A 13,173-nucleotide genomic window follows, 5' to 3' on the forward strand; every position below is an offset into this window, starting at 1 on the left:
CCCCTCACCACGTCGGTTCGTCCAACGGTAGTGAGAGGACGCCGGGAGGGCGATGGGGAGGACTCCCCGCCGGAGACCCCCTGCACGGGTCCGTCGGTGCCTCCGTCAGCTGTGCTTCGCGGGGTGCCAGGCGAGCTGGACGACCTGGTTGCCGTGGTCGCGCGTGACGAGGCGACCACGACCTGCCGGCTGGAGCGATCCGCGCACGTTGCCGACCAGGGCACCCTCGTCCGGCGGGGTGCTCAGCTGGATGCCGGGGCTGGCGAGGTCGCGCAGGGCCTGGAGCACCGGCTCGTAGCTCGCTCGCGAGGCACCACCCGAGCGGCGGGTCACGACGAGGTGGAGACCGACGTCCGTGGCCTGCGCGAGGAGCGGGACGAGCGGACGCAGCGGCGAGCCCGAGGACGTGACGACGAGGTCGTAGTCGTCGACGAGGATGAACGCCTCCGAACCCGTCCACCACGAGCGCGAGCGCAGCTGCTCCGGGGTGACGTCCGGACCCGGGAGACGAGTCCGGAGGAAGGCGGTGAGGCCCTCCATCTCCGCGGTGACCTGCTCCTCGGTCGTCATGTACTCGGCGAGGTGGTCCGGCGGCAGCTCGCCGAGCAGGGCCCGGCGGTAGTCGACGACGAAGAGCTTGGCCTGGTCCGGGGTGTAGAGACGAGCGATCTCGCTCGCGTAGCCGCGCAGCATCGCCGACTTGCCCGAGTCCGAGTCACCGAAGAGATAGAGGTGGGACTCCTCGGAGACGTCGACGCCGACCGGCTCGAGGTTGTTCTCGTCGATGCCGAGGAGGACGCGGCGTTCTCCGGGACCGGCCTGCTCCCGGATCGCCTCGAGGGTGATCCGCTCGGGCAGGAGGCGCAGCTTGGGCCCGCGCGGGCCCTGCCACGCGGCCGACACCCTGGCGACCATGTCGTCGACGCCCTCGCCCAGGTCGTCGACGCGGCCCGAGTCGTCGATGCGCGGGATGCCCGAGAGGAAGTGGTGCTTGGTCATCGTGATGCCTCGGCCCGGGCGCCCCTTGGGCACGTTGGCCGCGACCCGGCGGTCGATCTCGGAGTCGCCGGGGTCACCGAGCCCGAGCTCGACCCGGGTGCCGAGGACGTCGCGGATCTGCATGCGGAAGTCCATCCAGCGCGACGTCGTGATGACGACGTGGATCCCGAAGGTGAGACCGCGACCGGCGATGGCGCTGATCGACTGCTCCAGCTCGTCGAACTCGGCCCGGATCGTCGGCCAACCGTCGACGACGAGGAAGACGTCGCCGTAGCCGTCGTCCGCGCGACCCTCCGCGCGACGACGGCGGTAGGTCTCGATCGAGTCGATGCCCTGCGAGCGGAAGTAGGCCTCGCGCTTGTCGATGATGCCGCTGATCTCGGCGACCGTGCGGCGCACGACGTCGGGCTCGTTGCGGTTCGCGACCCCGGCGACGTGCGGCAGCGCGGCGAACGGCGTGAACGTGCCACCGCCGAAGTCGAGGATGTAGAACTGCGTCTCGAGCGGGGTCGTCGTGAGGGCGATCGAGGTGACGAGCGTGCGGGCGAAGGTGCTGCGTCCGGTGCGGGGACCGCCGACGACGGCGACGTGACCCGCCGCACCACCGAGGCTGAGGACGAAGATCTCGCGCCGCTGCTCGAGCGGGCGGTCGACGATGCCCATCGGGAAGACGTAGCTGCCGCGCTCGCGCCAGCGCCGGCTGACGAGGCCGAGCTGCGGGTCGGGCGCGAGGTCGCCGAGGAGCTGGTCCAGCGAGTTCGGGATGTCGAGCGGCGGTAGCCACACCTGGTGGGCGGGCCGGCCCTTGCCCTTCATCCGCGAGACGGCGATGTCGAAGACCGCACGGGTCTCCTCCGGCTCGTTGGTCGGTGCCGGCGCCTCCTCGACGCGCTGAACCGCCGAGACCGCCCGGGTCGACGTGAACGGCAGCACCTGCATCGCCGTGCCACCGGTGCCGGCGGCCGAGCGGCGACGACGCCCCTTCGGCGGGCCGGAGACGTAGGCCGCCTTGAACTTGAGGAGGGTCGTCTGGTCGGGCTTGAGGTAGCCCAGGCCCGGGACGGGCGGCAGCTCGTAGGCGTCGGGAACGCCGATGACGGTGCGCGACTCGCCGGCCGAGAAGGTCCGTAGACCGATCCGGTAGGACAGGTGCGACTCCAGGCCGCGCAGGCGGCCCTCCTCGAGCCGCTGCGACGAGAGGAGCAGATGCATCGAGAGCGAGCGGCCGAGGCGGCCGATCGCGACGAAGAGGTCGGCGAACTCCGGCTTGGCCGAGAGCAGCTCGGAGAACTCGTCGGCGACGATGAGCAGGGCGGGCAGCGGCTCGAGGTCGGCCCCTGCCGCGCGGGCCTTCTCGTAGTCGGTGACGTTGGCGAAGTTGCCGGCCGACCGCAGCAGCTCCTGACGACGGGTCATCTCGCCCTGCAGCGCGTCCTGCATGCGCTCGACGAGGGTGAGCTCCTGGCCGAGGTTGGTGATGACCGCCGAGACGTGCGGCATGTCGGCCATGCCCGCGAAGGTGGCGCCACCCTTGAAGTCGACGAGGACGAAGTTGAGCTGCTCCGACGAGTGCGTCATCGCGAGCGCGAGGACGAGGGTGCGCAGGAGCTCGGACTTGCCCGAGCCGGTGGCGCCGATGACGAGCCCGTGCGGGCCCATGCCCTGCTGGGCGGACTCCTTGATGTCGAGGGCGACGACCTGACCGCTGCCACCGACGCCGATGGGCACGCGCAGCCGGTCGCGCTGGAGCCGGGGCCTCCACGCGGTCGCCGGGTCGAAGTCGCGCACGTCGCCGAGCCCGAGGAGGTCGACGAGCTCGGTGCTGCTCGTCAGTGCGTCGCGGACCTCGACCTCCCCGCTGACGAACATCGGGGCGAGGCGACGTGCCGTGGCCTCGGCCTCGGTGACGCTCATCTGGTCGGCGAGGCCCTTGGCGCCACCACGGCTCAGGCTGAGGATCTCGAACGGGACCTGGCCGGCCGGCATACCGGCTCGTGCGGCGTCGACCGCGAGCCGCAGGGTCGAGGTCGAGTCGAGCTCCCCCCACTGCTCGGGCAGGTCGAGGACGGTGACCCCGAGGACACCGTCGTCGGTGACGAGCGGGTTGTGCCGCGGCAGGCGGGCGCCGTCGACGACGACGAGGACGTGCGGCGCCGGGGGCTGCGCGCTCGGCCCGAACCGCGGGCGGTCGGTGAGGTCGTCGGGGAGCAGCTCGAGCAGCTCGTCGATCGACTCGGCGACGAGCCGCATCGGTCCGACCGCGTCGCGCTCGCGCGGGCTGAGTGCGTGCGGCAGCCACTTGAGCCAGTCCCACTCCTCGCGCGCGTCGGGCCCGACGAGGGCGGCGACGACGAGGGTCTCGGGCGAGTGCATGACCGCGGCGTTGACGACGAGGGCGCGGGCGAGCGCGCGGGCCGGGGCCGCCTCACCGGTGACCTGGACCCGGGCCCACGCGGGCAGCGACACCGAGGCAGGCAGCCCCTGCTGGACGCGGTGAGTGGTGAGGAGGCGGTGCAGACCCGAGGCTGCGACCGGGTCGAGCTGAGCCAGGGGCGGGGTCTCGGCGGGCTCGAGGGTGAGGCACAGCGGCTGCGACGTCGTGCCCATCCGGACGTGGAGGAAGTCGTCGTCCTTGGGCAGCCGCTCCCACACGCGGCTCTTCTCCTCCGCGAGCAGCGCGAGCGAGGCCGGGGCGGGGTAGTTCCACAGGCCCGCCTCGCGCTGCTTCGACGCGGCGTCGCGCACCGTGCCGCGCACCTCGGCGAGGTAGGCGAGGTACTCGCGCCGGTTCGAGATGACCTCTGTCGTGTGCTGCTGGCGCTGGCGCACCCCGCTCGCGAAGACGAAGCCGAGCGACGCCACGAGGAACATGCCGGCGCCGATGATGCCGCGAGGGCCGGGCTGCGAGAGGGCGACGAAGCCCATCGAGCCGACGCTGCCGAGCATCGGCACCGCCTGCATGAGGAGGTTGCTGAGCCCTTCGGCCGGGGTGATCTCGGGCGGCGGCTGCAGGACGATGCGTCCCGACGGGACGGGCGGCGCCTCCTGGCGCGTGCCTCCGACTGTCGCGGTCACGGATCCCCTCCCCGAATGTGCTGATGCGTGGGCCAACCTATCCGGTGCACCCACCCCGCGCGGAGGTGGCGCACCACCGCCGTGCGCAGCCGCCTATTCTTCGTGGTGACCGTGACGCAGGAGACGGAGGGGGACGGTATGCCGGGTACCGACACGTCCGCGGGGCTCCAGATCAGCCTCAACGCCGGGGGCCGGCGCTACGACCTCGTCGTGCCCCACGGCGCCCGCGTCACCGACGTGCTCTCCGTCCTCGGCATCGCCTCGCGCGCCAACCCGCACGCCATCGCCACGCCGAGCGGTCGGGTCCTCGGTCCGCACGACGCGTTCGACGAGACGGTGCCGACCGGGTCGATCCTCAGCGTCGTGCCCGTGACGACCCACGCGGTGACGCGCGACATCCTCAACCTCGACCGCGGGCGCAGCGCCGGTGGTGCCCGGTCGAGCGCACCCGCGGGCTCCGGCGGGAGGCACCACCCCGAGCCGGAGGCGCCCTCCCTTGCCGACGTCGACGAGTCCACCCGCCGACGCGGCGAGGCCCTGCCCTCCCCCGCGCCCGATGTCACGGGACCGCGGTCGGCCCTGACGACCGTCGACGAGGTGCGCCGACGTCCCGTCGCCGCACCGGTGCCGTCGACGGCCTCACAGCTCATCTGGCTCGCGGCCGCGCTCGGCGCGGTCATCAGCCTCGTCGCCGCGTGGGGCCTGGCGCTCGCTGCCGGCCGTGGCGACGAGCCGGTCGTCTGGGGGGCGTCCGCCGCGTGGATGCCCGCGGTGGCCGGGGCCCTCCTCGCGGTCGGGGCGATGGGCCTCGCCGCCCTCAGCAACGACCGGGCACACCGGTTCACGGCCGCGGCGACCGCCCCGGCCCTCGGTCTCGCGGCTGGTCTCTCGCTGCCCCTGCCCGACTCACCCGGTCGCGAGTCGGTCGCCGTCGTCGTCGGTTGTGCCGTCGCCGTGCTCGCCCTGGCCGTGACGCGCTCCCGGGTGGCCGTCGAGTCACCCGGCGACCGCACCGTCATGGCCGCTATCGGGGGGATGGGTCTGCTCGTCGGCCTCGGGACGCTGCTCGACTGGCCGGGCGCCGCCATCGCCGCGGTCGTCACCGGCCTCGGCCCGCTGCTCATGCGACTGCTGCCGACGACGAGCCTCACCGTCGACGCCAACCAGCTCGTCGACACCGAGCGCCTCTCCACGACCATCTGGTCGGTGCGCGAGCGCGGTCTCGGCCGTCGCCGACGGGTGACGCGCGGTGACATGCGTGACCGCTTCGACGCGGCGCGCGAGATCGTCGCGATCGGCACGGCATACCTCTCGCTCACGACGGCGGTGGGTGGCTGGCTGCTCGTGACGTCGCCGGCCGGTGACACCGTGACGCGCTGGGGGTCGGTGGCGATGCTCGTCGTCGCAGCGATGGCGTGCGGCTACCAGTCCCGGTCGGTGCGCGACCGCCTCCCCCGCTACAGCATGCTCGCCGCCTGCGGGTCGCTGCTGTTGTCCGCCGGGCTCGCCCTCCTCGCGACCGGGTGGTCCGGCGCGACGGTGCTGCTCTTCGTCGTCGCGACGGCGGTCGCGTGGGTGAGCGTGCTCAGCGCCACGGCGATCGTGCGTGGCTACCGCTCCACCCGGATGTCGCGGTTCGCCGACACCATCGAGACGGCCACCGTCGCGCTGTCGCTCCCTCTGGGGATCGTCGCCGCCGGTGGGGTCGAGGCGATCCGGCGGATGACCTCGGGCTGAGGCCATCCGCCGGACGGCGTGGTCGGTTCGGTCCTACTCCCAGACCTGGGGGCTGGACTCCTCGGTCCCCTCGAACCAGGTCTCCTCGTCCTCGTGGGTGAGCTTGTCGGTGTCGACCGCCTTGTCGCGCTCGCCACGCGAGCCACGGGAACCAGCCGCCCCCGCCGCCGCGCCGCCACGCCCCGCGGCACCACCACGCCCCGCCGGACCGCCACGACCACCGCCCTTGGCGCCCTGTCCCGAGCCCGCGACGCCACCGTTGGCGCGACCGTCGAGCTTGGGCACGCCGTAGCGTCCGGAGCCGGTCGCGCCCTTGACCGCGGACCCGCGGGCCGACGTCGCCGCCCGCCCCTGTCCGCCTCCGGCGACGACCTGGCCACCGCGCCCGCCCACTCCGCCGGAGCGCACGGTCGAGGAGCCGCTGCCCCCGCGCCCTCCGGCACCGGTCGTGCGTCCCTGGGTCCCGGAGCCCGGGACGACGCCCGCGCCGCCACGACCACCGAACATGCCGCCACCGCGGCCACCGAACATGCCACCGATTCCCGCAACCCCGGCGCCGACGCCTCCGGCGGCGATGGAGCCGGCTCCCAAGCCGCCGCCGCCACCACCGGCCGCGCTCGACGCGCCGGTGGCCGGGGGCCCGGTGACACCGGTCGTGCCGGTGACGTCACCGTCGGAGCTGATGGGATCGACGTAGGTCGGGTCGGGGTCCGGGCCCTCGGGGTCGCCGATCGTGATCTCCTCCGGCTCCTCCGGGTTGGGGATCGGGGTCTCCTCGCCGCCGGGGTCGCTGCCGGGGTCGGTGGGGTGCACGTCGTGGACCGGCTGGCCGTAGGAGCCGACGTGGTAGCCGCCGCTGGTCGACGGCGTCGTCGAGCCCGTGGGGTAGTTCGTGCTCGGGCCCGGACCGGTCGGCGCGTAGGGCGCCTCGGACTTCGTCCTGGTCTCGATGGGCATCGTGCCCGTCGCCGTCTGCGTGTCGGCGCCGAGCTGCTCGAGCACCTTCTTGGCCGCCTGGTTGCGCTGCTCCCACTTGGCGTCCTCGGCGGCGGCCGCAGCCTCGGCGTCGGGGACGCTGTACTTGTCGCGGTTCTCGGCAGTCGGCAGGTAGGGCGCGGGCAGTCGCATGTGGTCGTTGGGGTCGACGTAGGTCGAGATGCTCGCGACGTCGGAGTACCAGGCAGCCTTCGCGTCGCTGATCGCCTTGTAGACCTGCCCGAGGCTCGTGTCGACGTCGCCGATCTTGGTCGCGTGTCCGTCGAGCGTCGTGCTGAGCTTCTCGAGGCTCGACAGCGCGGCCTCGGCGGCCGGCCCCTGCCAGCCCTTGCCGCCGTCGCTCGGGGCCTGCAGCTCGGACCGGACCTGCTGGACGTCCTTGGCGAGGTCCTCGAGCTGGGTCCTGGCGCCCTTCCAGTCCTCCTGGGTCAGCCAGATGGTCGACGTGTTCGACGAGAAGACCTTGAAGAGCTCACGTTCGAAGTGCTTGGCCTTGGGGTCGAGCGTGGGGCCGCCCCCGCCGCCGTCAGCGATCAACACCATTGCTGTGCTCCTTCGTCGTGGCCGCGACCCCATCCGTCGCAGCCGTCCTGTCGTGCGTGCCGTGCGTGTCCTGTATGCCGTGCGTGTCGTGTATGCCGTGCGCGCCGGACTCGTGCCCGTCCCCGCCGCGGGCGGGGGCGGCTCCTCCGGCGCGGCGCCGGAGGAGGAGGGCCAGCGGAACGAGCGCGGCGAGAACGACCGCGGCCGCGAGCCACACGAACGCAGAGCCCTCGCCGGTGTCCTCCTCGTCCCCGCCCGTGTCGTCCGAGGTCGCCGGCGCGGCCTCAGCGCCGGAGGTCGACGGCGACGCGCTCGGCGACGCTGTCGTCGACGTGCTCGGTGATGCGTTCGCCGTGCCCGCCGTGGCCTGCGCGATCTGCTCGGCGGTCGGCTCGACGACACCCTTGTCGGCGACCATCGGGTTGGTGTTCGGCAGCGACGTCACGTCGAGCTTGACGGCGTCCGCGGGGGCGAAGATGCCGAAGCCGTAGGACTCGGTCTTGCCCGTCGGCACAGGCAGGTTGCTGCCGACCCGGCGGAACCAGGTGAAGTACTTGCCGTCCTTGGCGCGGATGCCCACGGCCTGTCGCGCCGCCTGGAGGACCTGGTTGCCGGTCGCGTCCGGGTGTGCGGACCAGATGGCCGCTAGTCCTCCTGCGGTGATGGCGGTGGCCTGGGAGGCACCGTCGGCGATGACGTCGCTGCGCCACCCCGACGATCCTGACCCGCCGGACGCGACCTTGCTGCCCGGCGCCGCGAAGTCGAGCATCGGACTCTTGCGGAGGGCACTCGAGTCGAGGTTGCCCTTCGCGTCGACGTGAGTCACCGTGACCACCCCGTTGCCGATGCCGGGCCAGAAGACGTTCTTCGTGTCGTTGTTGGTGGTGCCCACGACGATCGCGCCAGCCTTGTAGGCGTCGAGCAGCGCGCCGACGAGCTCCGAGTCGTAGTCCACGGACAGGCTGATGCTGAGCACCCGCGCGCCGTCCTTGACGGCCTGGCGGATGGCCCGGGCGGTGGCTCTGCCCGACTGGTCGAGGCCGGAGACGTCGAGGCGGCAGCCGTCCCGTCCGCCGTCCGTCGTGTCGGCGAACAGCACGGCGTAGTGGCGCACGGTCGCCCTGGGAGCGATCCCCGCGATTCCGCGGCCGCCCGCGGCGGTGCCCTTGCCGCTGCCGACGACGAGGGAGGCCATGCTCGTCGCGTGGTCGGCGGCCCTGCCCTTGGCCCCAGCGGACTGCGGACCGCCGGTCTTCGTGAGGCACTCGGTGGTCGAGGACGCGACCCGGCCCCTCAGCTCGGGGACGCCGGCGTCGATCGGTCCGTCGATGACGGCGACGGTGACGCCCTGACCCGCCCCGGTCCGATTGAGCTCGTCGACGCCCATCGCCGTCCGCCACCACTGCCCGTCGTCGAGCGGGTCGGCGTGCGCGGTCGGCACGCCGACCAGCGCGACGGCGGCGACCGTCGAGACTGCGGCCGCGGCGAGCGCGCGGCGGAGGTGAAGCGGACGCGAGGTCATGGTCACGGGAGGTAGGGCGACTGCGGCTGGCCGGACGTGGCGTCGTGGGTCGTGTCGTCCTCGCCGGAGGCGGGTGGGACGTCGCTCGTCGGCATCTCGCCCTCGGACTGCGTGTCCGGGTTGTCGCCGGTCGGGATCTCACCACCCTCGCTGCCGGTCTGCCCGGGCTGACCCGACTCGCCGCCCTGCGGGTTCTCGGCAGCGTCGGCCGTCTCGGCCGCCGTCTGGGCGGACTCGGTCGACGAGGCGGTCTCGTGGTTGCGGGTGCTTTCGAGCGGCCCGTTCTCCCACCGCTGCCAGAGCTCGACGAACGCGGCTCCGGCCTGGTCGTCGCGGTCCTTCATCTGCTGGGCGGAGGTGCGGATCCCCTGGGCGACGGCCTCGAGGTCGGCCCTGGCGCCGCGCATCGTCTCGAGATAGATCGTGCGGACCTCCTCGAAGACCGAGCCGTAGGAGGCGAGCACGGGGAGGTCGCCGAAGGAGCTCTTGTCCGCGAGCGCGTCCCGGATCTTCTTGACGCCCTCGGTGGCGTCCGTGTCCCACTTGGTCTGCTTGGTGTTGGCCAAGGTGGTCATCGTCTCGGTCGGGTACTCGACCTCGTTCTCGCCTGCCACGGCTGGTTCCTCCCCTGGAACGCTTCTGTCACTGCTGTCGTGCGTGCTGCTGCGGCGCGGCCCTGCCACGCCGACCTGCGGTGCGGCCGTCACGTGGACGGCCGGCAACGAGATCCGTGCCGGCACCCCGTCGCAGGGGTGCCGGCACGACCATCAGGTCAGGACCCCGGGGTCAGGACCAGCTGTTCTTGTTGCGGAGCTCACCGGCGAGGTAGGCCTCCTTGGACTGCTCGACGGCCTTCTTGATGTCGAGGAGCAGCTCGTTGAGGTCCTGGACCTCGGTGCCCCACTTCTTCTTGATCTCCTCGAAGGCGCCCTTCGCCCCGGCTTCCCACTCGCCCATGTGCGGGCGGAGGTCGCTCTCCATGTCGGAGACCTTCGTCTTGAGGTCGTTGACACCCTTGACCATGTCGGCGATCAGCGTGTCGAGACCGCCGCTGCCGACCTTGATGTTCTGGCCGCTCATCACTTGCCCCCCATCTGCGAGGTGTACTTGCTCAGCAGGTCGGACGACATCTGGTCGTCGGACGTGTACTGCTTGTCGTTGCTCACGAGGTTCTCGCGGAAGTGGTCGAGGATGTCGACCAGGTCCTTGGCCTGCGCGGTCCACGCGACCTGGACGTTCTGGAACGCGCCGGCACCGGCACCCTCCCAGTGCGCCTTGACCTGCTCCATCTGCCCCTGCAGCGTGTTGAGCTTCTGCTTGAGGTCAGTCCGTGCCTGGTCGACGATCTGGGCACTCTTGGCGATGGAGCCTGCGCCGACCTTGATGTTCTGGCTTCCCATGTCACTTCCCTTCTCTCCTGGTCCCATGGACCTCGCGGTGGTCCTCCCGACCACTCATGGTGGTTGGACCCCGGCTCTGCTTCCCCCGAAGTCCTGACAGGGATGACCATACGGGGGCAGTTGCCGCTGACCAATGGGGAGAACTCCCCGTCTATGCTCGGGTTCGGCCTCGGTCGACCGGGGCGCCAGCAGGTGTGCACGTTTCGGGGAGGAACACTCGTGAGCCAGAGCGCGGCAGCGTCGCTCGTCAGGCTGTCCGTGTCGTCGGGGACCAGGCGAGCCGACCTCGGCATCCCGGGGTCCATCCCGGTCGCCGAGATCATCCCGGACCTCGCGCGCGAGCTCGGGGTCCTCGAGCCGCACTCGGCCAGCCTCGGCTTCCGCCTCCTGCGCGCAGACGGCTCGACGGTCGACAGCGACAGAAGCCTTGCGGCACAGGGCATCGAGGACGGATCAGTCCTCGCGCTCGAACCCAACCGCGTCGACGGCGAGAAGGTCTACGACGACGTCGTCGAGGCCGTGGCCGACCTCGTCGAGACCCAGTTCACGCCGTGGACCGCGGCCAACAGCGCGGGGACCGCCGTCGGCGCGTCGGTCGTCCTCTTCGTCGCCGCGGCCTACGCGCTCTTCACCGCCCGCGACAGCGGCGTCCTCGTCGCGGCGCTCGCCGGTGCGTGCGCGCTCCTCCTCATCGGTGCCGCCGCCGTGCTCGCCCACGTGCGCAAGCAGCCGGCCGCGGCCGTGGCGCTCGCGCTCACCGGCGTCGTCTATGCCGTCGTCACCGGCTACGCCGCGGTCCCCGAGGCTCGCCTCTGGGGCGAGGGACTCCTGTATGCCGGCGCCGGGGCTGCCGTTGTCGGCCTCCTCGGTGCGGTGGCCGTGACGCGGCACCGCCTCCTGGTGGGTTCGACCGCGGTGCTCGGGCTCGCCATGGTCGTGCTCGGCGCCCTGACCCACACCGTCGGGTGGAGCATGACGACGGTGGCCGCCGCGACCTTCGTCGTCGCCGCCCTCGTCGGCAACGTCCTGCCCTGGGTCGGCATCTCCACGAGCCGGCTCACGACGCACCCGCCCAAGACCGACCTCGAGATCTTCGAGGACGTGCCCGAGGTGCAGCGCGAGGAGGTCCGTCGGCAGGTGGCCGCCGGGCACGAGCTCATGGTCGCCCTCGGCGTGGCCAGCTCGGCCGTCATGGTCCTGTGCACACCGCAGCTCGTCTCGGCGGGCGCCACGGGCGCGCTGCTCACCTTCGTCGGGTTCGTCGTCACGCTGCTCCGCACCCGGCACAGCCGCACCCGCACCACCGTCCTCATCGCCATGGTCGGGGGCATCGTCGGCATCGCTGTCGCGTCCGTCGCGGCGGCGCAGACCCACCCGGACTGGCGCCCCCTGCTCGCGCTCGGGCTCGCCGGTGCGGCCGCGGTCGTCGTCGCGCTCGCCCTCGTCCTGCCGCGCACCCGGGTCCAGCTCGGCCGGGTCGCCGACGCGGTCGAGGGCGTCGGCCTCGTCGCTCTGCTCCCGCTCGCGGCCTTCGCCGTCGGGCTCCTCTGAGAGGGCGCGATGGCCACCAAGAAGGACCTCGTCGAGGCCCAGTCGTTCAGCAAGCGACGCCTCACCACCGCCTTCGTCAGCGGCAGCCCGGGTGGCCGCGAGGTGGAGCCCCACCGACCCATGAAGGCCGTCATCGGCGGTCTCGCGCTGACCGTCGTCCTCGTCCTCGGCAGCATGGCCTTCGGCTGGCTCAAGGGGTCCCTGCCGCAGGACTGGGGTGACAACAAGCTCGTCATCGCCAAGACGAGCGGTGCCCGCTACGTCTCCATCAAGGAGACGCTGCACCCCGTGCTCAACACGACGAGCGCCCGGCTGCTCATCCCCGCAGGCGGCTTCGAGGTCATCACGGTGGCCGACGACAAGCTCGCGAAGCAGAAGCGTGGCGCGACGATCGGCATCCTCGGCGCGCCCGACTCGCTCACGCCCCCCGACGCCCTCACCAACAGTGGCTGGGTCTCCTGCCTCGGCAGCGAGGGCGGTGTCTCAACCGCCGTCGGCGCCTCGGTGCGCAGCACTCCCGCCGCCTCCGGCGCGACGGTGGTCACGACCGACAAGCAGACGTTCGTCATCGCCGGGGGCATGCGCTACCCCGTCGCCGCCGCCAACGTCAGCGCCGTCATGCTCGCCCTGGGCCTCGACGGCGAGGCCCGCCAAGCCGCACCGGCCGTGTGGACCAACCTCTTCGCCCTCGGCCCTGCACTCCAGCCGCTGCGACTGCCCGACTTCGGCAAGCCCGCACCGGGCCTGCCCCCGGGCGCCAACGTCGGCTCGGTCCTCGCGGTCGGCAACGCCGGCCAGGAGGCCCGCCGCTACCTCGTCAACCAGGCGGGCGAGCTGGAGCCGCTGCCCGACCTCGCGCACGCCCTCTACCGCATCGGCTCGGGGAGCACGACCGAGGACCTCCCGGTGACGCCGGCCCAGGTCACCCAGCTCGCGGCCCGCCCGCAGCGGGTCGCGCCGTCTGCGTGGCCGGCAGACCTCCCCACCCCGGTCGACCAGGCCCCGTGCGCGACGCTGACGACCGCTCGAGGCGCCGAGCCAGAGGTGGCGCTCTCCACGTCGTCGACCGTCCGCCCGGAGCCCGGCACGTCGAAGGCTGCAGTCGACCTCGGCACCGGAGCACTCGTCCGCGCCATCGGCGCCGGGTCCCCCTCGGCCGGGCCGCTGCTCGCCATCGACCAGACCGGCACGTCCTACGCCCTCGACGCCTCGACGCCGGACCTGCTCCAGCGTCTCGGCTACTCCCCCGAGGACGTCGCACCCGTGCCTCAGTCGTGGGTGGAGCTCTTCCGCAGCGGCCCCGAGCTGAGCGTCGAGGCCGCCCGGACCACCGTGGCCGCCGCGTCGTGA

At 72.6% G+C, this 13,173-nt stretch carries 9 protein-coding genes; 3 read left to right on the forward strand and 6 right to left on the reverse strand.

The genetic code is table 11. The features are described 5' to 3' along the window. Nucleotides 1-105: 105 nt before the first annotated feature. Nucleotides 106-4,074 carry a type VII secretion protein EccCa gene (gene eccCa / locus ACOJV7_RS01250; RefSeq protein ID WP_420188348.1) on the reverse strand — a complete coding sequence of 1,323 codons (3,969 nt, stop codon included), beginning with the start codon at nucleotides 4,072-4,074 and terminating at the stop codon, nucleotides 106-108. 111 nt (nucleotides 4,075-4,185) lie between these two features. Between eccCa and ACOJV7_RS01255 the strand changes: the two genes are divergently transcribed. Further along, the gene (locus ACOJV7_RS01255; RefSeq protein WP_420188349.1) at nucleotides 4,186-5,811 is read left to right on the forward strand and encodes a hypothetical protein; all 1,626 of its coding nucleotides are present in this window, start codon (nucleotides 4,186-4,188) and stop codon (nucleotides 5,809-5,811) included. 33 nt (nucleotides 5,812-5,844) lie between these two features. Here the strand turns inward: ACOJV7_RS01255 and ACOJV7_RS01260 are convergent, their stop codons facing one another. The 5 genes from ACOJV7_RS01260 to ACOJV7_RS01280 form a co-directional block, all read right to left on the reverse strand. After that, nucleotides 5,845-7,350, reverse strand: a complete 1,506-nt coding sequence (locus ACOJV7_RS01260; RefSeq protein ID WP_420188350.1) for a hypothetical protein — start codon at nucleotides 7,348-7,350, stop codon at nucleotides 5,845-5,847. Then, a complete protein-coding gene (locus ACOJV7_RS01265) occupies nucleotides 7,334-8,872 on the reverse strand; it encodes a S8 family peptidase (RefSeq protein ID WP_420190357.1) in 1,539 nt (512 codons plus the stop codon). The genes ACOJV7_RS01260 and ACOJV7_RS01265 overlap by 17 nt, the downstream gene beginning before the upstream one ends. A gap of 2 nt (nucleotides 8,873-8,874) precedes the next feature. Next, entirely contained in the window at nucleotides 8,875-9,486 is a 612-nt protein-coding gene (locus ACOJV7_RS01270) for a hypothetical protein (protein WP_420188351.1), read from the reverse strand. Between the two features lie 172 nt (nucleotides 9,487-9,658). After that, on the reverse strand, nucleotides 9,659-9,952 hold the full coding sequence (locus ACOJV7_RS01275; protein ID WP_420188352.1) for a WXG100 family type VII secretion target: 294 nt from the start codon (nucleotides 9,950-9,952) through the stop codon (nucleotides 9,659-9,661). Then, a complete protein-coding gene (locus ACOJV7_RS01280) occupies nucleotides 9,952-10,272 on the reverse strand; it encodes a WXG100 family type VII secretion target (protein WP_420188353.1) in 321 nt (106 codons plus the stop codon). The genes ACOJV7_RS01275 and ACOJV7_RS01280 overlap by 1 nt, the downstream gene beginning before the upstream one ends. 219 nt (nucleotides 10,273-10,491) lie before the next feature. On the opposite strand from ACOJV7_RS01280, the gene eccD reads away from it, so the two are divergent. Both eccD and eccB read left to right on the forward strand, forming a co-directional pair. Further along, on the forward strand, nucleotides 10,492-11,823 hold the full coding sequence (gene eccD, locus ACOJV7_RS01285) for a type VII secretion integral membrane protein EccD (protein ID WP_420188354.1): 1,332 nt from the start codon (nucleotides 10,492-10,494) through the stop codon (nucleotides 11,821-11,823). 9 nt (nucleotides 11,824-11,832) lie between these two features. Next, nucleotides 11,833-13,173, forward strand: coding sequence for a type VII secretion protein EccB (gene eccB, locus ACOJV7_RS01290; protein ID WP_420188355.1), 1,341 nt, complete (start codon nucleotides 11,833-11,835; stop codon nucleotides 13,171-13,173).

The sequence above is a fragment of the Knoellia tibetensis genome, assembly GCF_048606415.1.
In the GTDB taxonomy this organism is placed as follows: Bacteria; Actinomycetota; Actinomycetes; order Actinomycetales; family Dermatophilaceae; genus Knoellia; species Knoellia tibetensis.